The sequence below is a fragment of the Providencia sp. PROV032 genome (assembly GCF_028484875.1).
Taxonomy (GTDB): Bacteria; Pseudomonadota; Gammaproteobacteria; order Enterobacterales; family Enterobacteriaceae; genus Providencia; species Providencia rettgeri_E.
Genome location: NZ_JAMPSX010000016.1, coordinates 108,945 through 129,903 on the forward strand (window position 1 = coordinate 108,945; position 20,959 = coordinate 129,903).

Annotated in this window: 25 protein-coding genes and 1 riboswitch; of the genes, 13 read left to right on the top strand and 12 right to left on the bottom strand. The window is 38.5% G+C overall.

The window, feature by feature from the left end:
- Nucleotides 1–26: 26 nt before the first annotated feature.
- Nucleotides 27–260 carry a DUF1480 family protein gene (locus PSF42_RS12170; RefSeq protein WP_102138682.1) on the top strand — a complete coding sequence of 78 codons (234 nt, stop codon included), beginning with the start codon at nt 27–29 and terminating at the stop codon, nt 258–260.
- Between the two features lie 421 nt (nt 261–681).
- Here PSF42_RS12170 and PSF42_RS12175 read toward each other — a convergent pair whose 3' ends face one another.
- The 4 genes from PSF42_RS12175 to ftnA all read right to left on the bottom strand — a co-directional run bounded on the left by PSF42_RS12175 (nt 682) and on the right by ftnA (nt 3,116).
- Nucleotides 682–1,029 (bottom strand): DUF2511 domain-containing protein, encoded by a 348-nt coding sequence (locus PSF42_RS12175; protein ID WP_272680077.1) that lies wholly within the window; start codon nt 1,027–1,029, stop codon nt 682–684.
- A gap of 64 nt (nt 1,030–1,093) precedes the next feature.
- Complete coding sequence (gene copD / locus PSF42_RS12180) at nt 1,094–1,990, bottom strand: copper homeostasis membrane protein CopD (protein ID WP_125893004.1); 897 nt, start codon at nt 1,988–1,990, stop codon at nt 1,094–1,096.
- Nucleotide 1,991: 1 nt separating this feature from the next.
- Nucleotides 1,992–2,378, bottom strand: a complete 387-nt coding sequence (gene copC / locus PSF42_RS12185; RefSeq protein WP_125893002.1) for a copper homeostasis periplasmic binding protein CopC — start codon at nt 2,376–2,378, stop codon at nt 1,992–1,994.
- A 234-nt stretch (nt 2,379–2,612) separates the two neighbouring features.
- Entirely contained in the window at nt 2,613–3,116 is a 504-nt protein-coding gene (gene ftnA, locus PSF42_RS12190; protein WP_102138686.1) for a non-heme ferritin, read from the bottom strand.
- Between the two features lie 289 nt (nt 3,117–3,405).
- Here ftnA and PSF42_RS12195 point away from each other — a divergent pair, with 289 nt between their 5' ends.
- Nucleotides 3,406–3,636, top strand: a complete 231-nt coding sequence (locus PSF42_RS12195; protein ID WP_004253885.1) for a DNA polymerase III subunit theta — start codon at nt 3,406–3,408, stop codon at nt 3,634–3,636.
- Between the two features lie 76 nt (nt 3,637–3,712).
- Here PSF42_RS12195 and yebF read toward each other — a convergent pair whose 3' ends face one another.
- Both yebF and PSF42_RS12205 read right to left on the bottom strand, forming a co-directional pair.
- Entirely contained in the window at nt 3,713–4,078 is a 366-nt protein-coding gene (gene yebF / locus PSF42_RS12200) for a protein YebF (RefSeq protein ID WP_125893000.1), read from the bottom strand.
- Nucleotides 4,079–4,258: 180 nt separating this feature from the next.
- The gene (locus PSF42_RS12205; RefSeq protein WP_213912655.1) at nt 4,259–4,438 is read right to left on the bottom strand and encodes a YoaH family protein; all 180 of its coding nucleotides are present in this window, start codon (nt 4,436–4,438) and stop codon (nt 4,259–4,261) included.
- A gap of 124 nt (nt 4,439–4,562) precedes the next feature.
- On the opposite strand from PSF42_RS12205, the gene pabB reads away from it, so the two are divergent.
- From pabB to mntP, 8 genes are all read left to right on the top strand, one after another.
- A complete protein-coding gene (gene pabB, locus PSF42_RS12210; RefSeq protein WP_125892998.1) occupies nt 4,563–5,933 on the top strand; it encodes an aminodeoxychorismate synthase component 1 in 1,371 nt (456 codons plus the stop codon).
- Complete coding sequence (locus tag PSF42_RS12215) at nt 5,926–6,486, top strand: CoA pyrophosphatase (protein ID WP_213912653.1); 561 nt, start codon at nt 5,926–5,928, stop codon at nt 6,484–6,486. Before pabB ends, PSF42_RS12215 begins: the two co-directional genes overlap by 8 nt.
- A gap of 280 nt (nt 6,487–6,766) precedes the next feature.
- Nucleotides 6,767–8,131, top strand: coding sequence for an L-serine ammonia-lyase (locus PSF42_RS12220; RefSeq protein ID WP_125892995.1), 1,365 nt, complete (start codon nt 6,767–6,769; stop codon nt 8,129–8,131).
- A gap of 681 nt (nt 8,132–8,812) precedes the next feature.
- The gene (manX, locus tag PSF42_RS12225) at nt 8,813–9,781 is read left to right on the top strand and encodes a PTS mannose transporter subunit IIAB (RefSeq protein ID WP_217748457.1); all 969 of its coding nucleotides are present in this window, start codon (nt 8,813–8,815) and stop codon (nt 9,779–9,781) included.
- Between the two features lie 68 nt (nt 9,782–9,849).
- Nucleotides 9,850–10,653, top strand: coding sequence for a PTS mannose/fructose/sorbose transporter subunit IIC (locus PSF42_RS12230; RefSeq protein WP_004253851.1), 804 nt, complete (start codon nt 9,850–9,852; stop codon nt 10,651–10,653).
- A 12-nt stretch (nt 10,654–10,665) separates the two neighbouring features.
- The gene (locus PSF42_RS12235; protein ID WP_102138691.1) at nt 10,666–11,517 is read left to right on the top strand and encodes a PTS mannose transporter subunit IID; all 852 of its coding nucleotides are present in this window, start codon (nt 10,666–10,668) and stop codon (nt 11,515–11,517) included.
- Nucleotides 11,518–11,606: 89 nt separating this feature from the next.
- A complete protein-coding gene (locus PSF42_RS12240) occupies nt 11,607–12,065 on the top strand; it encodes a DUF986 family protein (RefSeq protein ID WP_125892993.1) in 459 nt (152 codons plus the stop codon).
- 151 nt (nt 12,066–12,216) lie between these two features.
- A riboswitch (yybP-ykoY riboswitch) is annotated at nt 12,217–12,359 on the top strand.
- 46 nt (nt 12,360–12,405) lie between these two features.
- Complete coding sequence (gene mntP, locus PSF42_RS12245; protein ID WP_125892992.1) at nt 12,406–12,987, top strand: manganese efflux pump MntP; 582 nt, start codon at nt 12,406–12,408, stop codon at nt 12,985–12,987.
- 32 nt (nt 12,988–13,019) lie between these two features.
- Here mntP and rlmA read toward each other — a convergent pair whose 3' ends face one another.
- Both rlmA and PSF42_RS12255 read right to left on the bottom strand, forming a co-directional pair.
- Nucleotides 13,020–13,844, bottom strand: coding sequence for a 23S rRNA (guanine(745)-N(1))-methyltransferase (rlmA, locus tag PSF42_RS12250; protein ID WP_125892990.1), 825 nt, complete (start codon nt 13,842–13,844; stop codon nt 13,020–13,022).
- A gap of 108 nt (nt 13,845–13,952) precedes the next feature.
- Nucleotides 13,953–14,153, bottom strand: coding sequence for an acid-shock protein (locus PSF42_RS12255; RefSeq protein WP_125892988.1), 201 nt, complete (start codon nt 14,151–14,153; stop codon nt 13,953–13,955).
- Between the two features lie 363 nt (nt 14,154–14,516).
- Here PSF42_RS12255 and PSF42_RS12260 point away from each other — a divergent pair, with 363 nt between their 5' ends.
- On the top strand, nt 14,517–14,987 hold the full coding sequence (locus PSF42_RS12260; RefSeq protein ID WP_125892986.1) for a GNAT family N-acetyltransferase: 471 nt from the start codon (nt 14,517–14,519) through the stop codon (nt 14,985–14,987).
- 104 nt (nt 14,988–15,091) lie between these two features.
- On the opposite strand, the gene PSF42_RS12265 is transcribed toward PSF42_RS12260, so the two are convergent.
- Both PSF42_RS12265 and alr read right to left on the bottom strand, forming a co-directional pair.
- A complete protein-coding gene (locus PSF42_RS12265) occupies nt 15,092–15,829 on the bottom strand; it encodes a phosphatase (RefSeq protein WP_272680078.1) in 738 nt (245 codons plus the stop codon).
- A 218-nt stretch (nt 15,830–16,047) separates the two neighbouring features.
- Complete coding sequence (gene alr, locus PSF42_RS12270; protein WP_272680079.1) at nt 16,048–17,277, bottom strand: alanine racemase; 1,230 nt, start codon at nt 17,275–17,277, stop codon at nt 16,048–16,050.
- Nucleotides 17,278–17,653: 376 nt separating this feature from the next.
- Here alr and PSF42_RS12275 point away from each other — a divergent pair, with 376 nt between their 5' ends.
- Together PSF42_RS12275 and PSF42_RS12280 are read left to right on the top strand one after the other, a co-directional pair.
- Nucleotides 17,654–18,748, top strand: a complete 1,095-nt coding sequence (locus PSF42_RS12275) for a porin (protein WP_166264827.1) — start codon at nt 17,654–17,656, stop codon at nt 18,746–18,748.
- 644 nt (nt 18,749–19,392) lie between these two features.
- Complete coding sequence (locus PSF42_RS12280) at nt 19,393–19,875, top strand: glutathione peroxidase (RefSeq protein ID WP_272680080.1); 483 nt, start codon at nt 19,393–19,395, stop codon at nt 19,873–19,875.
- A gap of 252 nt (nt 19,876–20,127) precedes the next feature.
- Here the strand turns inward: PSF42_RS12280 and PSF42_RS12285 are convergent, their stop codons facing one another.
- Both PSF42_RS12285 and PSF42_RS12290 read right to left on the bottom strand, forming a co-directional pair.
- Nucleotides 20,128–20,622: a hypothetical protein gene (locus PSF42_RS12285; protein ID WP_272680081.1), complete on the bottom strand. Its 495-nt coding sequence runs from the start codon at nt 20,620–20,622 to the stop codon at nt 20,128–20,130.
- Nucleotides 20,622–20,954: a M15 family metallopeptidase gene (locus tag PSF42_RS12290; RefSeq protein WP_039861802.1), complete on the bottom strand. Its 333-nt coding sequence runs from the start codon at nt 20,952–20,954 to the stop codon at nt 20,622–20,624. Before PSF42_RS12290 ends, PSF42_RS12285 begins: the two co-directional genes overlap by 1 nt.
- Between the last annotated feature and the right edge of the window lie 5 nt (nt 20,955–20,959).

The following is a 20,959-nucleotide window of genomic DNA, read 5'->3' on the forward strand; positions in this document are numbered from 1 at the left end:
TAAAATGGATAAAGTGAGGTGCAGTTATGTGTATTGTGAAATTGAAAATATCTTCCTATGAAATTAATGATGCGATTATGGCTTCCCACAAAAGCGATACCGTTAGTATTCCGTGTGATTCTGATACTGACTTCTGCATGCAACTTGATGGATGGGACGAACATACAAGTATCCCGGCAACTTTAGATGAGAAGCCAGTCTTACTCTACCGTGATCGTTATGACAAAGAAAATCATCATTGGGTGATGAAACTAGCTTAATCATTTTGTTTGTAAGCTTAGGCGAGTGGCTAAGTATATAAATAGACAAGAACTGATAAGCTGATATGAAATGAAAACGAATAAAATTATAGGCAAAAAAAGAGGCCTGGTAGATTCCGATTACCGGGCCTTGGGAAATGGCTCTGGCAGAGCCGTGCGCTAAAATTGCCATTGAGACGTAACAAAGTACACTCTAATACTAGCCTTCAATGCACGTTCTTACCATGTTTATTATCAATAATTTTACATATTATTAACACAATTTATTTCTTAATTTTCTAAAGTTGAACTATTTGTTTAATAGGTTGAACCTATGCATGCAATAACTCAAACCTTTCAATCAATCAACGCATTGAATAATATTGATAATTTTCTAATTCTCCACATCCCTTATAGGCTGATAATTTAATTGGCAATACACTTAATTGCCTACACACAATTTTTTTGCCGCTTCTTTTATCGGCAATATTCTTTCCTCTACTGACTTGGCGCTATCAATAGGCTTAAGGAGTACATCAATTGGTTGCGCTTTGATCTCTTTCTTATTCATCAGCTCAGTCGCTATTTCATTGAGTGGATATTGCATTAATGTGGCAGGGTTAATGACGACCAAAGCCCCATTATGGCGGCACTCTAACATGACCTCCTCACGAGTAAATGGCCAATCAGCACCAAATTGTTTTTTACTCACAGATGTTAACGGTGCAGAAAAAGCCGTACTCACAGTTCCACCCAATAATAGAGAGCAAATAATGAGTTTAAGTTTCATGATAATGACCTTATTGAACATTAAATATATCGTTGCATATTATCAATTAAATATAAAAGTTTCGCTAGATTGGTTGGTAGCTTGCAAAAATCGCCACAGAAAGGATCGCCATAGTGCCTAGCAATAACTCAACCCAACTGTTAATGATTAGGTAATTCACCCGCCCTTTTTGCCTAATGCTCGGTACGATGTAATAGCGATTGATAATAGCTAACAAAAGCATTCCACCCACTAAAATGATCTTAAGCCAAAGTAGTGATTGGTATTCTGACCCCGAGTAGTTTAATGGCCAGCCAGGCAAAAGAATTACCGCACTGATGACACCCGTTATAATAACCAGTGCAACAGCGATATGGCCCAAACGTGAAAAACGCATCATGGTATTCACAATGTGTTTATCCATCCCTTCCGCCATTTCTTTTTTATTGCGTAAAAATTGAATGCAAATTAAAAATGGCCACAGACCACCAAACCAATAGGCCGAACTAATAAGATGAACAAACTGATTAATGCGATGAAGCACCCCGATTGCGCCATCATGCATCGCTGCGTGCCCAATAAAAGCATGCAGACCAAGTAAGATGACCGAAAAGATTAATATTAACGTTAATCGTAATTTGGTAGGCTTTACAAATAAAACCAAGAGTAATAATACCGATGACAAAAGTTCCCAACGCCATATTTGACCGAATGACGTCCCGAGTACCCCTTGCCATATCGCCCAGTCGATACTATCTTCCCAACCATCCCCCATCAAACCTGCTTGCGCAAGCATCCAGCTAAAGGTCGTTAATACAGTAACGATAGCGCAGAAGAAGATGCCTTTATTCAAATAGCGGCTTAGTAAATAATTAAATGACCCGCGGCTAAGTAACACTGCAAATATTGACATTCCGCACATCAATATTGCAGCGATAAAATGAACAAAGCGAATAAGTGTGTAAAAAGCTTCTAGTGACATATTATTTCACTGCAAAGCTATACGTTCCTTTTGTTTTATGTCCGTCGACAGAAACGACGCTCCAATTAACGTCATATTTTCCCGCAATGAGTTTGTCTTCCACAGGAACAATCACTTTAGTATCGTTAGTTGGATCTAACGTTGCTTTACCGGTTTTTACTATTTTATTTTCAGGCCCAATAATGCTGACTTTAGTAAAATTAACTTCAATACCTTCAGAAAAGCTTAATGTGATGGACTCAGGCGCTTGTTCTACTGCTGTACCTTCAGCAGGAAGCTGGTCTTTTAAATGCGCATGTGCAAATGCTTGCTGGAAAGACATTCCTAAAAAAAGAACGGCAACTGCGCTGATTTTGCGCCATGAAGATTTAATAGGGTTAATTGGCATAGTAACCTCTTAATTTGCAGGTGAATTTAGAATAATTGCCAATCATTATACGGAAAACAAACCATTTTACCGCTTAAAAATGGGTTTTATCGCCCTATCCTGTGAGTTTTCACACAAAATGAAAAGAAAAAGACTTATGAACATTGAATTACCGTATTCGTGTCCATAAGTCTAGGGAGCTTATATATCAAGTTGAAATAAAAACGATGTTTCTATTTATCTGCGGTGTTTAGATTAAACATGCGTTGCCGCTGACAGGTTTTTCAAGTCTTTATCTAACAAGAAGAGTGCCTTACCAGACTCACCCACCATATCCAGTTTATCCAGTACTGATTTAAATAATTTTTCTTCTTCATGTTGCTCTGCAACATACCATTGTAAGAAGTTAAATGTAGAATAATCTTGTGTCGTCATTGCTAAATGAGCCAATTTATTAATTTCACGGGTGATTAATTGCTCATGTTCGTAAGTTTGGTTGAATACATCGCTAATTGATTTGAAATCAACGGGTGGCGCAGCAATTTGCCCTAACAGTGGCAGTGCACCTGTGTCACTAAGATAATCAAATAAACGCTGCATATGTTCCATTTCTTCTTGCGAGTGTGCTTTTAAGAACGCCGCAGCGCCTTCATAGCCTTTGTCACTACACCAAGCACTCATTTGCAAATAAAGGTTTGCTGAGTAAAATTCAAGGTTTAATTGTTCGTTTAATTTTTTGACCATGTCTGTAGTTAACATATTTATGCCTTATCGGTTAATCATTGATGTGTATATTATGCACAGTATTACAATAATTAAAACCCTAAAACAATCTTAAAACAAAAAAACACAATTTACTGATAATTAATAACTTTTGTTAAAAACAATAATAATCAATCTCATTATCTTTTCCTGTTTTTCTTAATAACTAAATATATAAAAAGATAAATTTAATCCTTATATTTCATTATTTCAATTAATGTATTGAGATTTTTTCTCATTATCCAGTTACAATAATAAGGGATGAATTTAACCGTAGAGATCAAATATGAGTCATAATCTTGCTTTATTGCCTAAAGATGAAATGGATAAGGTCAATGTCGACCTTTTGGCTTCCGGTGTTGCATTTAAAGAACGCTATAACATTGCCATCATTGCTGAAGCTGTTGAGCGAGAACAACCTGAACACTTAAGGGAATACTTCAGGGAGCGACTAGTATACTACCGCCAACTATCTCAGAATTTTGCACGTATGCCCTATGAGCCGCGAAATCGCTAGCCTTACAAACACACAAAAATGATGCAAAAAAGGGATAACCTGAATGGTTACCCCTTGATTATCAAGATTAAAAAATTTATTTCGACGTATTATATGTCACAGTATTATTTTGGCAGTCTACCGCAACTGAATAATGTAAGTCAGATTTTGCACCACGAACAACTAGCGGGACCCTATAACCTGTTTCGGTTTTAGTGACTTCACTATCATTGACCCATGCAACCGCTTTCTTGCCTAAAGCCGCTTTTTCATCTGTCCAGCGAGGTAAACGATTATTCATAAAATCGCTTTTCACTTGTGCTGCAATTTGTGGCTCAGTTAACGTGCCACAACTGACGAAAGGAGCAGCTTTACCTTCTTCACTATTTGCGCTTAACGCAAAAGAGCTAAAAACCAGCGCACAAGCACCTAAAACCACAGCAATTTTTTGATTCGCTTCCATACCATCCTCCGATACCTATTAATAGGTAAAGACTTTTGATTAGTTTAGCGGCTTATTTCAGCCTATCAGATACCCGTTATCTTCTGGTTATTATTTAGTCTTCATTGATAAATAGAATGACTTAACTAATATTAATCTATCAGATTTATGCATGGATGTTAATAGTATGTTTACAAATTATTAATTTTCATCATCAAAACGAACATGGATCTGCTCTTTATCTTGGTGCTTTTCTCTAATTTCTTGAGCGACTAATGCAATAGCCTCACCACTACTCATCCCTTCCGCCATCAATTGATGAATTTTTTCAACTGCTTCTTGCTGTTCTTGGTGATTAAGTGCTGGCATACCAGAAAACATGGTTTAAACCTCATGTATAAAAGACTAAAATCAATGATTAAGATTTTAACATCTCTTCGTCTATTAAGATAAGAATATATGTTAATCTGTATTGATTCACTTGCGGAAATTTAGACTCATCATTATGGTTATCAAAAAAATCCAATTACCTTATAGCCCAAGCACAGCCATTGATTATTTTACCCCACTGGCACACCTACCATGGGCGATGTTACTGCATTCAGGTAATGCAAAACACCCCCATAATCGGTATGACATTATTGTTGCTGACCCCATTGCAACGCTGACGACTAATCAGTTTGAAACAACCATCTCAGAGCCAAATCAGGCTCCTATCGTTTCTGAATCAGATCCTTTTGAACTTCTTCAAGGATTGCTTGATAAATACCAACCGAAACATCAGGAAGAGACTGAATGTCCCTTCAACGGCGGTGCCCTCGGTCTTTGGAGTTACGATTTAGGTCGACGCATTGAAAAATTACCTGAAATTGCAACAACAGAATTGCAATTTCCAGATATGGCTATTGGGATCTACTTGTGGGCACTCATTGTTGATCACCATAATAAAACAACTACATTAATTAGTTATGATGATGTTGATGCCCGACTGGCTTGGCTGCAAACCCAAAAAAAACCGCGTAAAAACAAGTTTCAATTAACTACCTCATGGCAGTCAAATATGTCAGAAGAGGCATATCATCATAATATTGCCCGTATCCATGAGTATTTACATAATGGTGATTGTTATCAAATCAACTTAGCGCAAAGATTCAAAGCTAAATATAAGGGAGATGAATGGAATGCATTTTTAGCGCTACTTGAACGTAACGGCGCCCCTTTCTCTTCATTTATACGTCTCCCCGAAAACGCAGTTATCAGTATTTCGCCTGAGCGTTTTATCAGTTTACAAGATGGGAATATCCAAACTCGTCCAATAAAAGGGACGCTACCTCGCCTAGATAATGAACAAGATGACCTTGCACAAGCAGAAAAACTGGCGAACTCAGTCAAAGACCGCGCAGAAAACTTGATGATTGTCGACCTACTACGTAATGATATTGGCCGCGTTGCAAAACCTGGCACTGTCAGTGTTCCTGAATTATTCGCTGTTGAAGCTTTTCCTGCAGTGCATCACTTAGTCAGTACTATCACGGCAAAACTCGATACCCCATACCGTGCAACTGACTTGTTACGTGCGTGCTTTCCTGGCGGTTCAATAACCGGAGCCCCTAAAATTCGCGCAATGGAAATTATCGAAGAGTTAGAACCCCATCGCCGGCATGGCTATTGTGGCGCAATCGGCTATATTAGTTTCAGTGGTAATATGGATAGCAATATCACTATTCGTACTTTACTGACGTATAAAAAGCAGGTTTATTGTTGGGCTGGCGGCGGTATCGTTGCAGATAGCCAAGCAGACAAAGAGTACCAAGAAACTTTTGATAAATTAAGCCTGATCTTACCGTTATTAGGAGCGCTCAATACCGATGACTGAACTGAATAACTTTATCAGTCGTTTTCAGTTTACTTTACCGGCCACCCGCCAGCCTGAACGCAAGGCGGGTAAATCGGCGGCTGTTCTTTTGCCTATTATTAATAAACCAAATCCGACGCTACTTCTCACGCAACGCTCTCCATTTTTACGCTCCCATGCAGGCCAAGTCGCCTTTCCAGGTGGCGCAAGTGACCCAGAAGATGGCACGCTCGTGAATACCGCCTTGCGTGAAGCTTATGAAGAAGTGGCTATCCCCCCAGAAAAAGTCACGGTACTGGGCCAATTAAGCCCTTTACAAAGTTACGGTGGCTATGAAGTTACGCCAATCGTTGGCTTGGTGCCAAATAACATTCAATACCAAGCCAACCCGAGTGAAGTCGCTGCTATCTTTGAAGTTCCCTTATTTGATGCGCTTTCATTACAGCGTCATAAGTATGTCGATATTAAGCGTTCAGGGCGACATAATCGCATCTTTTTTTATTGGTATAATGGCCATTTAGTGTGGGGACTAACCGCCTCTATTATTCACCAACTTGCTTTGCAATTGGATTAACGCTTAACACAACTTTTCACCATACGATGCCAGTATCGCAGTAAAATCTATTTAAGATAACAAGATATGACGTCATATATGACAAAATATACCTCTACTACCTGTTGCTTTTTTAGCCATATCACAGACATTTTGTGCTATTTACAATCAATTACCCTTCAGCAACTACCTTATTTCAAAAAATACTTTAAACTTACTGGTTAACACTACTAAATAACAGTAAAGTAGCGCCTTTTAAAATAATGCACTACATTTTCATATTTTTTTTAAGGAGTCCTGCGTGATAAGCGTTTTCGACATGTTTAAAGTGGGCATAGGCCCTTCAAGCTCTCATACCGTTGGTCCAATGAAAGCTGGGAAAGAATTTGTCGATGATTTAGTAAGCAAAAATTTATTACCTAACGTCACTCGTATTTCTGTGGATGTTTATGGGTCATTATCGCTTACTGGAAAAGGGCACCATACTGATATCGCCATTATTATGGGGCTAGCAGGTAATTTACCTGCCACTGTCGACATTGAATCCATCCCAACTTTTATCAAAAATGTAGAAGAAACAGAAAAGTTATCATTAGCAAATGGTCTTCAGGTCGTTGACTTCCCCAATGAAGGTGGCATGAATTTTCGTCAAGACAACCTGCCATTGCATGAAAATGGCATGACAATTCATGCTTTTGCAGGTAATGATGAAATTTACACCAAAACTTATTATTCCATTGGTGGTGGTTTTATTGTAGATGCCGAGCATTTTGGCGAATCTACTCTTGATAGCAAACCAGTTTCTTATCCGTTTAATTCCGCGGAAGAGCTATTACTCAATTGTAAAAAATCAGGCCTCTCTATTTCTAGCTTAATGATGAAAAATGAGTTAGATCTTCACACTAAAGAAGAGATTGAAGCCTATTTCGCTGATGTATGGCAGACGATGCAGGCCTGTATTGAGCGTGGTTTAAACACCGAAGGTGTTTTACCAGGCCCATTGCGTGTTCCCCGTCGTGCGCCGGCACTTAATCGAATGGTCACTTCATCAAGCAAGTTATCTAATGACCCGATGAATGTGGTTGATCTGATCAATATGTATGCCTTAGCCGTGAATGAGGAAAATGCAGCTGGTGGCCGTGTCGTAACAGCCCCAACTAATGGTGCCTGCGGCATCGTACCTGCGGTATTAGCTTATTATAATCATTGCATTGAACCTGTAACGCCAGAGTTATATATGCGTTATTTCTTAGCTTCAGGCGCTATTGGTATATTATACAAAATGAATGCGTCCATTTCAGGTGCTGAAGTAGGCTGTCAAGGTGAAGTCGGTGTGGCATGTTCTATGGCCGCTGCGGGTCTGGCCGAATTATTTGGTGGCAGCCCTGAGCAAGTGTGTATTGCTGCAGAAATCGGTATGGAACACAATTTAGGTTTAACTTGTGATCCTGTCGCAGGCCAAGTTCAAGTTCCGTGTATTGAGCGTAATGCCATCGCATCCGTTAAAGCGGTTAATGCCACACGTATGGCACTGCGCAGAACAAGCGAACCTCGTGTTTCTCTCGATAAAGTCATTGAAACTATGTATGAAACTGGGAAAGACATGAATGCGAAATATCGTGAGACATCCCGAGGCGGGTTAGCCATCAAAGTACAATGTGACTAATTTTATTCTCAATTAATTTAAGTCTTAAGCACCCTTTTCTATTCTGTTATCGTTTTAAACAGTATTTTAAGGGTGCTTTTTTAATATGTATTAAAAAGTTTTTTGTTATTTTTAGTCACCTTTCTCTTCCTAAATGCTCCAATTCACCTAATCAATTACCCCTAATTTTTCCATTGAATTAACTCAGTTTTCTTATATTCAACAAGTTACATCAAAACGAAATTAATACTATTTTGTGCTAAAGATTGTTTTGAGCTGAACAAGAGACAGCTAATCACCACTGAAATTTGGTTATTTTTTACTCTAAAAATCAATATCGTACTATTTTATTTGCTTTTTTTGTTACCGATAACACAGCAATAAACCAACAAAAACAAAATACTCAGATTTTTAATTTTATTGAATCAAAATAAACAGCAATAAAATGCAATTCAATATCAATTTTTAGGTATATTCTTATTTTTCTGACGCGAAACAAGTTTTTAGGATAATACAAGATGATATGCTAATAATGTAATTGATACTAACAACACCATGAGCTACTTCATGAATATTATGAGATGTTTGTAATTATTCAGCTAAAATTATTATACAGGGGAAACTGATAAAAAGGCGCCTGACTTGAGTGTCCATTTTATCGACAGATAATGTTTTGTTTTATCTATCTATGAGGGAAAAATAGTGAGTATAGCTATTATGATTGGTACACACGGAGTCGCTGCAGAGCAGCTTCTTCGAACAACCGAAATGTTAATAGGCGAGCAAGATAATGTGTCGTTTATTGACTTTATCCCTGGGGAAAACGCAGACACCCTATTTGATAAGTACACCCAAAAGCTAACTGATTTAGATACATCAAAGGGTGTCTTATTCCTTGTTGATACATGGGGAGGCAGTCCATTTAACGCGGCTAGTCGTATTGTTAATGAGCATGATAATTATGACATTATCACTGGTGTAAATGTTCCAATGTTAGTTGAAACCTTCATGTGCCGTGATGATGACCCATCAATGAATGAACTTATCTCTGTTGCACTCGAAACGGGTCGCGGTGGTGTTCGTTCATTTAAATTCAAAGAAGCTGTAGCAGAAGTAGAACCAACTCCTGTCACATCAAACACCCCCACCCCTGCACCAGTGAAAGCCGGCCCCGGTGAACATATGGTGATCGCACTTGCTCGTATTGATGACAGATTAATTCACGGACAAGTTGCAACACGCTGGACGAAAGAAACCCAAGTTAAACGCATTATTGTGGTCAGTGATGACGTAGCAAAAGACCAAGTTCGCTCTACGTTGTTAAAACAAGTCGCACCACCGGGTGTCACTGCGCATGTTGTTGATGTGGCTAAATGTATTCGCGTTTACAATAACCCGAAATACGCTGGTGAGCGCGTTATGTTGCTTTTCACCAATCCAACTGATGTTAAACGTATCGTCGAAGAAGGTGTTGACGTCAAGTCCGTTAATATTGGTGGAATGGCATACCATGATGGCAAAACCATGGTCACAAATGCTGTTTCTATCAACCAAGAAGACATTGATGCATTTAATTATTTGAACGACAAAAAAATTGAACTTGAAGTTAGGAAGGTCTCATCAGATAGCAAAGTTTATATGATGGACTTGATCAATAAACTCAAAAAATAATTTTTATATTAATTTTAATCCATTACTCAAAACAGATTTTAAAACTTTTGGTTACAGGAGATTAAACAATGGAACTTACCGTTGTTCAAATAGTAATGGTCTTCATCGTCGCGTGTATCGCGGGGATGGGATCAATCCTTGATGAATTCCAATTTCACCGTCCTCTCATTGCTTGTACGCTTATAGGTATCGTTCTGGGAGATATGAAAACAGGTATCATCATCGGCGGTACATTAGAAATGATCGCACTGGGGTGGATGAATATCGGTGCTGCCGTTGCACCAGATGCCGCTTTAGCCTCTATTATTTCAACTATCCTCGTCATTGCCGGCGGTCAAAGTATTGGTGCAGGTATTGCCATTGCTATCCCACTCGCAGCTGCAGGACAGGTATTAACCATTATTGTTCGTACTGTAACGGTTGCATTCCAACATGCTGCTGATAAAGCCGCCCTAAATGGCAACCTAACTGCTATTGGCTTTATCCATATTTCAGCTTTATTACTGCAAGCGATGCGTATCGCAATACCTGCCTTAATTGTCGCCATTTCTGTTGGTACATCAGAAGTACAACAAATGTTGGATTCTATCCCACAAGTTGTTACTGACGGCCTGAATATTGCTGGTGGTATGATTGTTGTTGTCGGTTATGCGATGGTTATCAATATGATGCGTGCAGGCTACTTAATGCCGTTCTTCTACTTAGGCTTTGTTACTGCGGCATTTACTGACTTCAACCTGGTTGCTCTTGGGGTTATCGGTACTGTTATGGCTATTTTATATATCCAACTCAGTCCAAAATACAATAAATCGCAAACTGTTGTTACCCAAGGAAATAGTAGCAATAACAACCTTGATAATGAGCTAGACTAGGAGGAACGTATAATGGTAGATATCACTAAGCCAACGGCTAAAAAGCTTACACAAAGCGATATTCGCGGCGTATTCTTACGGTCTAACCTATTGCAAGGTTCTTGGAACTTTGAACGTATGCAAGCCCTAGGCTTCTGCTATTCAATGGTTCCCGTTATTCGTCGTCTTTATCCTGAAAATAATGATGATAGAAAACAAGCCATTAAGCGCCATCTTGAATTCTTCAATACTCACCCGTATGTTGCAGCGCCTGTTCTGGGTGTCACAATGGCAATGGAAGAGCAGCGTGCCAATGGTGCTGACATTGATGACGGTGCAATAAATGGTATCAAAGTCGGTCTAATGGGGCCATTAGCTGGTGTGGGTGACCCAATTTTCTGGGGAACGGTTCGCCCTGTATTTGCGGCTCTCGGTGCAGGTATCGCAATGACAGGTAGCTTACTTGGCCCTCTCCTGTTCTTTGTTTTGTTTAACCTTGTACGTTTATTAACCCTTTACTATGGTGTGTCATATGGCTACAAAAAAGGGATTGATATTGTTCAAGACATTGGTGGTGGTTTCCTACAAAAGCTAACCGAAGGAGCATCAATCCTTGGTTTATTTGTTATGGGGGCCTTGGTAAACAAATGGACACATGTCAATATTCCACTGGAAGTGTCACGGATCAAAAACCCTACAACGGGTACTGAAGATATTACCACCGTTCAAATGATCCTTGATCAACTCATGCCAGGCTTAGTGCCTCTATTGCTGACTTTCGCCTGTATGTGGTTGTTACGTCGTAAAGTTAACGCGTTGTGGATTATTATCGGCTTCTTTGGCTTGGGTATCCTAGGTGCTTGGCTGAACTTCTTAGCGCCATAATTTTTCATCATTATTTGAATTGGGAGGTTGCAGCCTCCCTTTTTTAATTTTAAGCTCTGCATTATGTCTACTTATCCAAGGGCTCACAAATGACCTTCAATGATGCCATTCTTGTTATAATCATTTTGATCATGCTTGTTTATGCAATTTATGATGAATTCATTCAGCATTTGCTAAAGGGTAAAACCTTATTAAAAATTAATCTAAAACGAAAACATCGAGCTGATGCTATTATTTTTATTGTTCTAATTTGTATCGTTATTTATACAAATATTGTACGCCATGGTAATTCATTAACCACCTACTTATTATTGATTACTATTTTTATGTCAATCTATTTGGCGTTTATAAGAACACCTAAGCTATTCTTCAAACAAACTGGTTTTTATTTTGCTAATGCATTTATTTTGTATGACAGAATAAAAACAATGAATTTATCCGAAGACGGTGTATTAATAATAGGTTTAGAAAAAAAGAAAATTAACATTCAAGTATCGCATCTTGATGATTTGCAACAAATTTATGAATTCCTCATTAATCATAAGTAAATAGTTTTTATATTGGCATTAAAAACAAGGTTAATTATAAATTTAATTAACCTTGTTTTTTTTAATAACCTTATTGATAATAATTCTCAATAAGATCTAATATCCACAATTAATTAAGTGTTGCCTTTAATATAAATTATGGTATCTTTCTTTCCACGTCATTGGGGAGTAGCCTGTTCTGGTTTGATATATTACCAGAAAGTCCGTATCAACATACTCGTTTGGTTTCAAACGTGGTGCGGACACCAAAGTTCGGTTGGCAAGACCATAGACACATAAATAAGCCTTTTGGTTGGGGGTAATTTATGTGTATATGGAATCACCCAACCGAGGTTCTATTATGAGTTTCTATGCTACCCTTATCTTAGCCCTTGCCCTGTCAATGGATGCCTTCGCTGTTGCTATTTGCAAAGGTGCCGTACTTCATAAACCCCGCTTTAGAGAAATCCTCCGTACAGGTTTTATTTTTGGTTTTATTGAAGCCATTACCCCCATTATTGGTTGGGGGATCGGGATCTTAGCTAGCCAATATGTTATCCGCTGGGATCACTGGATTGCATTTGCTTTATTATTTGTTTTAGGTGCTAGAATGATCTGGCAGAGCATTAAAACAAAAGATGAAGAATGTTGTTCTAAACCCTCTAGTCATAGTTCAACAAACCTTATTTTTTCCGCGATAGCCACCAGCCTTGATGCAATGGCTATTGGTCTCGGTTTAGCTTTCTTACAAGTGGATATTGTTCATACTGCAATGACTATCGGCTTAATGACGATGATTATGGCAACTATCGGTATGATGATTGGCCGCTATGTTGGCCCATTACTCGGAAAAAAAGCAGAAATTATTGGTGGGTTGGTACTAATAGGTATTGGTTTTAATATTTTATTTGAGCATCTTGAGTTATTTATGTACGCCCATTAGTTTTTGTGCCCCCTTATATGGGGGCAATAACCTTACTCTGCATCAGATTGATAAACACGAATTAAAAAATCAGCCGTATACTCTTTCACTTCAGCTTGTTGCAAATTCTCTTTGACCTGCTCTGATGCGCGCCAAGCAAATGGTGTCATCATCAACAATTCATAAGCTTCATACCCTGTCAGTGCCATTTTATAATTTAATCGGCAGCTATCTATTAGCGAAAGATTGGGTAAATCTTCCTCTTTAGTTGGATGTAACTTTACCTCATCGTAAATTAACGCTTTTAATTCTTGCAGATGTTCCGCTGCTGGCGTAACGGTAATTAACACGCCTTTAGAAACTAATATACGGCTTAATTCTTGTGCTTTGCAGGGTGCGTAAATTCGGACAACTCCACCCAAGCTGTTATTTGAGAATGGCAAGCGATGACTTGTACCGACGCAAAAACGAACGGATTTATAGCGTTTCGCTGCATAACGAATTGCTACTTTCGAAACATCTAGGCCTAAAACCGAATATTTTTCAAAATGTTTTGCAAGTTCTCGAGAGAAATAGTCTGTGTAATACCCTTCCCCACAACCAATATCTAACAAACTAGGATGAGATGATGGAATAAACTGAATGAGTTTTTCGGCTACCTTTTCACGCATTGGATGGTAATGGCCCGCATCAAGAAATTGCCTACGCGCTTGCATCATTTCAGCATTATCACCGGGGTCTTTAGACCGTTTATGTTGCACGGGCAACAAATTAACGTAGCCCTCTTTTGCACAATCGAATTGGTGGTTTTCTACACAGCGATAGCTGTTATTGATAAAATTTAGCGGTGTAAAACAAAGTGGGCATTGATAATTCATAGAGGTCACTGACTAAATAAATAATAATCAGTATACCATACCAACATTGATGCAGCGCCATGAAATTATTTTTCCATGGCACTGTGACGTTAAATAAAATTCCTTGAGTTATTTCGTAGATTTGCTTACCTGTGCAGATTTTCCTTTATTCGCCTTTTTCTCACTGTTTATTTTAACTTGATGAGATTTGGTTATTTGATGTGACTGTGCGACCGGAGATACAGGTTCAGATTTTACCGTTGTGTTTGCTAATGCAGCACCAGAAACAGCTAAAGACAATACGGTTGCAATTGCTAATAACTTTTTCATTTAATGTACCTTATTATATTTACAAGCAAGGATGTTCTTGCCATGCTAATAAATCATACTTTATTTATTATCCACAATAGGACAAATTTAAAGATTTATATATTTTTCATAGGTTATCTTAGTGGAGATATATTTTCAGTTCGTTGATATTACATTTACTTTTCAATATTAGATTTTTTATTTTAATAAAATTATAATTCAATAAAAACAGTCATATGGCAACATTCAGTTTTATTATCACTATTTATCAAGTTAAATCAAATTATTTGATAACTAATTTTCCAATAAGAATTTTATACTTGGCCTTGCCTTTTAATTTAATTTTTAGTTTTATAGAAGATAAAAGTAAATTAGGATGGAATAATGAAATTGAGATTAGCCACACCCAATGAAGCTGAATACCTTTGGTTTATACGCAACCAAGCCATTCGCCATGGCTGCACAACCAGTTTTGATGCAAAAACGATCAGCGCTTGGACACCTGATGAAATGCCAGTAAGTTATATATATATTGTGAAGAATAACCCATTCTTTGTTGTGACAAATGAAGATGATAAACCCGTTGCAACTGGCTATCTTAATCTAGAGGCTAACAGTGTTGATGCCATATTTACTTTACCACAGTACACTGGCTGCGGAGCTGCGGGCTTAATATTAGATGCTATTAAAGCTGAAGCCAAAAAGCGAAATATTAAAAAATTGGTATTAGATTCATCCCCGAATGCGGAACGTTTTTATCAGAAACATGGATTTACTTCAATTAAACATGGTAGTTACTACTCTTCTCTTGCGCAAGTCGAGTTAAATTGTGTTCAAATGGAAATTGAATTATAACTTTCAGTATAGCTGGAGTTAAAAGCCACTAACCTATTTAGTGGCTTTATTATATCTAATATTGACTGTCTTTAAGAACGCAATATTGAATAACTTAATAACTATTAAAAATCAGCAAATTCAGGGATAGGCTTACGTCCATGGGACTCTAAAAAATCCAATACACGGCGTGGAGTAACATTTAAAATTTGTGATTGTGGAAAATCAATTGATTCCAACATTTCAACCACGCGATCAAAACGGCCGAGATACCCCGCAAAATGGGAGTCTGAACCTAATGCTACCCACCCGCCGGTCTCTTTAACAGCCTTAGCAATTTCTAAACAATTCTTTTGGCTACCCGCTCTTGAATGCAAGAATGAGGAGTTATTCATTTCCAAAGCCACATTACAATCTTTCGCAGCTTGTGCTACCGCTTTAATATCAATGGGATATTTGGGATTCCCTGGGTGGGTAATTATTTGCACTTTGCCGCTGCGGATCGTGGCAATCATGGCCCCTGTATTATCAGCTAAACTTTGAGGCTCAAGAACGGGTTCATGGAACCCCGCTAAAATAATATCTAAATGGCGAGCAATCTTTTCATTGCAGTCTGTCTCACCCAACTTGTTTTTTATATTCGCTTCAATACCGTACAATAAACCAACGCCATCAACAATTCTCGGTAAGATAGGCATATTACCAAAGTGCCATTCATGTGGAGCATCTTGCATTTCAGGGCCGTGGTCGGTAATCGCAAAGAGTTTCACACCTCGACTTGCGGCTTCAGCAAAATATTCATTAACAGTGCTATATGCATGGGTGCTGGCAATGGTATGCGCATGTAAATCAACTTGATACATAAATGATATCCTTCTAATTCTTTTATTTTCCTTCCGAGTCAATCCGCTCAAAAAAGACTCTACCAACCTAACATATCAGCTTATAAGTTTCGATAGCCATTCACCTAAACAGCATTTTATCAACATATTGCGATATATTGGATAAAATCCGAAGAGGCTTTTAGGATAAAAAAACCCGCATTCATTGCGGGTTAAAATACACTGAGTTAAAAATCAGTTTAGTCAACTAAGATACGTTTATTGGTCGCTCCCCACAAGATCGACATCTCGGTAAATAACGCCCCGCTGATATCTTCAACCTCTTCGGCAGTAATTTCAGCATTACCTTGTTTACCAAAAAATACAACTTCATCTCCTGGGCTAACATTTTTTAAATCAGTAACATCAACCATAACCATATTCATTGATGTTTTTCCTAGAACAGGAACTGTCTGACCATTAATCAATGCATGTCCCGCATTGCTAAATACGCGGCGATAACCATCTGCATAACCGACAGGGATATTGGCTAATACAGAGTCACGCTTTAAGGTATAGGTTCTGTCATAACCGACCGTATTGCCTTTTGGATAATGATTTACCGAGGCAATATTCGATTTCAGCGTCATCACACGCTTATAATCATTAGTCGCAACGGTATCACCATAGAAAATACCGCCTACACGTACCATATCCAGCCATGATTCTGGTACTGTAATGGTTGCATAAGTATTCGCCACATGTAATGTAATGTCTTCACGTTTTAACCCTGTCACATCCAATACTTGTTGAGATTCTTTTTGGAATTTCGCAAGGTCTTTACGGATTTGCGCTTCGTCCTCTTCTGGGTAATGGGACATAATGCCAACAATTTTTAACTGCGGTAATTGTGAAATCAGCTTGGCTTCATTAAGACCCGCAAGTGTACTCACCTCTAAACCGTTACGCGACATACCTGCTGAATTTAACGCAAGATGGATAGGGATCACTTTATTTTGCTTTTTCGCAATCGCATTCAAGCGCTGCGCCATAGCTAAATTACCGATTAACTCTTCCGTCTCATATTGTGTTGCTTGCGCCATTTCTTGCTCTGTCGCACTTCTCACTCGCATTAAGCGACCTTTGAAGCCTAAGTCTCTCACCGTTTTCAGCTCTTGGTTATTTGTCACACCAATACATTGCACGTTATTTTCAATCATTATTGGTGTAACTAAAGAAAGGTCATGCCCATATGCATCCCCTTTCAGAACAGCACATAAAGACGATTTGTGTCCTAATAAGTTTTGTACTTTTTTGATATTAAAATCCAATGCCCCGCGAGATATTTCAATCCATGCGTTATTAACCACTGCAGGTTGGCTTTGTGTCGCATAGTTCTCTACTGGTGCTGTAATATGGTTTGGTTGCTGACATGCTGTCGCAGCAACAAATAAGGGAAGTAATGCCAAATATTTCAAACGAAAAGCCACGTGTTCTTCCTTATATCTAATGATTCTCACCAAAATATTTTGATGTTTCTGAGTTATATAGACAAAATATGTATCGGTTTCAAATAATACCAACCTTAGCATTTCAAACAAGTAATGATTCATATTTTCTGCATAAAAAATCACTTAGATATAAACATAGCTCTTGCATCACATTGATTTTAATTTTCTAAAAATAAAACATTTGGTTGAAATCACCATAAATTAAATTATTTTTATTATTTAATAAGTTATCTATATTGTTTCACTAATATTTAATTTTGTTACATTTTTTATTTGGTTAATTGAAATGCTTAAATGATAATAACTATCAATTAGGACCGATTGCTAAATATCACTCAATCCATAAGGCTATATTATGAAGTACAAATTACTCGCACTCATTATTCCAACACTACTTACTACTAATGTTGCTAACTCCGCTGAAATGTACAATAAAGATGGTAATAAGCTTGATGTGTATGGGCAAATCGATGTTCGCCATCATATTGCTAAAAGCCGTAGTGGCGAAGATGGTGATGACTCACGTGTCAGATTGGGGCTAAAAGGTGACACACAAATCACCGACCAACTCATTGGCTTTGGGCGTTTTGAATGGGAAACTAAAACTAACCAATCAGAATCAACTGAAGAAAATAGCAATCGTTTAGCTTATGCAGGCTTAAAATTTGCAGATTACGGCTCTCTTGATTATGGCCGCAATTATGGTGTTATCTATGATACCAATGCTTGGACAGACGTATTACCTCTCTGGGGAGCGGATACGATGGATCAAGAAGATAACTACATGCTAAGCCGTAACCGCAATTTACTCACTTATCGCAATAATAATGCCTTTGGTTACATTGATGGTTTAAGCTTTGCACTACAATATCAAGGTAAAAATGGCGAACAAAACCTATCATCCGGTGATGAATTAACCGATAACGGAGATGGTTTTGGTTTATCTACAGCTTATGAATTAGGTTATGGTATTTCCCTTGGCGGTGGTTACTCCTCATCTTCCCGTACACCAAAACAAAAAGATGCCACAACTAGCAGTGCGACTGGTAAACGCGCTGAAGCTTGGAACGTCGGGGGAAAATTTGAATACGAAGACCTGTATCTCGCAGTCATGTATGGCCAAACGCTTAATATGAGCCGTTTTGGTAATGATAATATGGAGTCAGTAGCAAATAAAACTCAGAACCTTGAAGTGGTTGCCTTATATTCTTTTGACTTCGGTTTAACCCCATCAATTGGCTATAACTATTCCAAAGGTAAAAACTTGGGCAGCTTTGGTGATAAAGAACTAGTAAATTATATCGCTGTCGGATCTGCATATGATTTCAATAAAAATCTAAGTGCTGTCATCGACTATAAAATCAATTTATTAAATGATAATGATTTTACCGACCACTACAAAGTCAATACCGATAATGTCCTTGGCTTAGGGTTAGTGTATCAGTTCTAATTTTAGAATTGAGTGAAAAGCAAAAGCGTCTGTAAATTACAGGCGCTTTTTTACGGGTAAGCTTTGACAATAAAAATATCTCTCATCATCTTCATGGCCTATTCCCTAAGAACGGGAAGTTCTGTTGCTTTCCCCTCGATAAAACAGTTGCAAGATACAAAAATATCTAACCCCATACATAGAGGCCCCTTTTCCTAAATAAATTCCTATAATGGTATATCTATTTTTTCTAACGTCTTTGGTACTAATAAAAAAGGCACCAGTAAAAAACTGAAGGGCTTGCAGGCTCACTACTAGTACGATGTCAGCACAATTTAGCGCGATCCAAGCGGGTATTAGCATGGCTGTTTTGCCGCATTTCACTGCCCAAAAGATGGGACTGAGTTGGTTGCAAAGGAACATGAGAGGCTGTTGATGCCATAAGCTCCCTCCACTTTGACACGGGCTGATATCATTATTTAGCCAGCGAATGTTTATAGCGGGATTAAAACAAAGGGCTAATATTTCAATCCATGGGAGAACAGCCAGTATGTTGTTTTTACCTTTAGAATTTGCCAATATAATCGGCTCAAGATTTCAGACCTACCACACAATCAGCGGCTATATTGGCTTATGTCGATTAGCTCTATTCTAAGGATCCTACTATGGCCCCCTTTCATCAATTAGCAGCGACAAGTCTCGGCGGGCAACTTATCTCTATGAAAGACTACGCTGATAAGGTGGTTCTCGTCGTTAATACCGCCAGTCATTGTGGTTTTACACCACAATACAACGGCTTAGAATCACTCTACAAGAAATATGCTCCTCAGGGCTTTGTGGTACTGGGTTTCCCCTGTAATCAGTTTGGCAAACAAGAACCCGGTAGCGCTGAGGAAATCGCGCAGACCTGCTTTATTAATTACGGCGTGAGCTTTCCTATGTTTGATAAAATCGAAGTTAACGGGAGCTCTGCTCACCCAATATTCCGTTACCTGAAAAACGAGCTACCAGGTCTAATGGGTGGGCGGATCAAGTGGAACTTTACTAAATTCTTGATCGGGCGTGATGGTAAACCGCTAAAACGCTTCGCGCCATTCACTACTCCTGAAAAAATGGAAACAATAATCCTTTCGGCACTTCAAATTTAAGTGTTCACTAATTTGCTCAATTAAATCGAATTCTATTAAAGACTTAAAAAACAAAAAAGCCCACTTTTACATGGGCTTAGATAGTTATTTTGCTAGTCACTGCCAGCTGATTCTTATTGGGGGGTTATTCCCATTCAATTATTTACACCGAACGCAACCTATTGATTTATATAAAACAGAATTAACCTAGTGGGTTATGATACCGTCATCAATACCGCCATAATGAAAAGTAAGCAATATTTGTACAGAAATCTATCGATACGATTCGAGTAATTTTTCTTTTGCTGCTAGGTCGGTAATGCATAAATTAAGGGCCCTTGTGTTTTCATCGGCACGATTAGACTCACGCCCATAGATTTCAAGTGTGCTTCGTAGTTGTCGAGAAAGTTCACTGGCCTTTGCTCTCTCAGTTCTGCAGGTATCGGAGTAAGTGGTACCATCAGTTTTTGTTTCCGTAGCACTGGTTTCGAGCTGCACGCTGTCAAAGTGATTAAGAACACGCTTAAGCAAATCGTCTGTGCGCATCGTAGCACGTTCTTTCTGTTCATTGTATATCACCACCCTATTTTGTTGTTCTTCATCAGCCTGCTTGCGCTGTTCGATGTTAAACACTAGGTCTTTCTCATCTTCCTGTTTACCAGCAATTTGTTTTGTCATTTGCTTGTTATCAGAAAAAATGCCGCTAGTCATAAAACCAGCGGCAAATGAGATAGCCAGCGCAATTAATGCAATGGCTACTTTTTTCATTATCGAACTCCGTTGTGTTCCAGTGAATAGTGGTTACCGTCATTAAAGCGACCGCCCCAACTCCCGCCAATCGACTCCCAGTATTCACCCAATGGCTTATGATCGCTGGAAGCAGTTAGCCACTTACCATCTTTAAATAAGTTAAAATCAACTGCTAGTCGCTCTGTATGCAGGCTTTTACTGATGCCTTTGCCTGCCTTTTCGTTTAATGCCGCCTGCTCTTTCGTACGGTATGCTTCACCAAAAGTTAACTGGTAACCGTTCGCCTGGGCGAAGATAATTAACTTAGCCACCATTCCAGTAAATCTATTTTGTTTATCTACCATGGACATTATGA

What these genes read in the sequence shown, in the direction of transcription:
- PSF42_RS12170 (WP_102138682.1), top strand. Translation starts at nt 27, where the DNA reads ATGTGTATTGTGAAATTGAAAATATCTTCCTATGAAATTAATGATGCG.
- PSF42_RS12175 (WP_272680077.1), bottom strand. Translation starts at nt 1,029, where the DNA reads ATGAAACTTAAACTCATTATTTGCTCTCTATTATTGGGTGGAACTGTG.
- copD (WP_125893004.1), bottom strand. Translation starts at nt 1,990, where the DNA reads ATGTCACTAGAAGCTTTTTACACACTTATTCGCTTTGTTCATTTTATC.
- copC (WP_125893002.1), bottom strand. Translation starts at nt 2,378, where the DNA reads ATGCCAATTAACCCTATTAAATCTTCATGGCGCAAAATCAGCGCAGTT.
- ftnA (WP_102138686.1), bottom strand. Translation starts at nt 3,116, where the DNA reads ATGTTAACTACAGACATGGTCAAAAAATTAAACGAACAATTAAACCTT.
- PSF42_RS12195 (WP_004253885.1), top strand. Translation starts at nt 3,406, where the DNA reads ATGAGTCATAATCTTGCTTTATTGCCTAAAGATGAAATGGATAAGGTC.
- yebF (WP_125893000.1), bottom strand. Translation starts at nt 4,078, where the DNA reads ATGGAAGCGAATCAAAAAATTGCTGTGGTTTTAGGTGCTTGTGCGCTG.
- PSF42_RS12205 (WP_213912655.1), bottom strand. Translation starts at nt 4,438, where the DNA reads ATGTTTTCTGGTATGCCAGCACTTAATCACCAAGAACAGCAAGAAGCA.
- pabB (WP_125892998.1), top strand. Translation starts at nt 4,563, where the DNA reads ATGGTTATCAAAAAAATCCAATTACCTTATAGCCCAAGCACAGCCATT.
- PSF42_RS12215 (WP_213912653.1), top strand. Translation starts at nt 5,926, where the DNA reads ATGACTGAACTGAATAACTTTATCAGTCGTTTTCAGTTTACTTTACCG.
- PSF42_RS12230 (WP_004253851.1), top strand. Translation starts at nt 9,850, where the DNA reads ATGGAACTTACCGTTGTTCAAATAGTAATGGTCTTCATCGTCGCGTGT.
- PSF42_RS12235 (WP_102138691.1), top strand. Translation starts at nt 10,666, where the DNA reads ATGGTAGATATCACTAAGCCAACGGCTAAAAAGCTTACACAAAGCGAT.
- PSF42_RS12240 (WP_125892993.1), top strand. Translation starts at nt 11,607, where the DNA reads ATGACCTTCAATGATGCCATTCTTGTTATAATCATTTTGATCATGCTT.
- mntP (WP_125892992.1), top strand. Translation starts at nt 12,406, where the DNA reads ATGAGTTTCTATGCTACCCTTATCTTAGCCCTTGCCCTGTCAATGGAT.
- rlmA (WP_125892990.1), bottom strand. Translation starts at nt 13,844, where the DNA reads ATGAATTATCAATGCCCACTTTGTTTTACACCGCTAAATTTTATCAAT.
- PSF42_RS12255 (WP_125892988.1), bottom strand. Translation starts at nt 14,153, where the DNA reads ATGAAAAAGTTATTAGCAATTGCAACCGTATTGTCTTTAGCTGTTTCT.
- PSF42_RS12260 (WP_125892986.1), top strand. Translation starts at nt 14,517, where the DNA reads ATGAAATTGAGATTAGCCACACCCAATGAAGCTGAATACCTTTGGTTT.
- PSF42_RS12265 (WP_272680078.1), bottom strand. Translation starts at nt 15,829, where the DNA reads ATGTATCAAGTTGATTTACATGCGCATACCATTGCCAGCACCCATGCA.
- PSF42_RS12275 (WP_166264827.1), top strand. Translation starts at nt 17,654, where the DNA reads ATGAAGTACAAATTACTCGCACTCATTATTCCAACACTACTTACTACT.
- PSF42_RS12280 (WP_272680080.1), top strand. Translation starts at nt 19,393, where the DNA reads ATGGCCCCCTTTCATCAATTAGCAGCGACAAGTCTCGGCGGGCAACTT.
- PSF42_RS12285 (WP_272680081.1), bottom strand. Translation starts at nt 20,622, where the DNA reads ATGAAAAAAGTAGCCATTGCATTAATTGCGCTGGCTATCTCATTTGCC.
- PSF42_RS12290 (WP_039861802.1), bottom strand. Translation starts at nt 20,954, where the DNA reads ATGTCCATGGTAGATAAACAAAATAGATTTACTGGAATGGTGGCTAAG.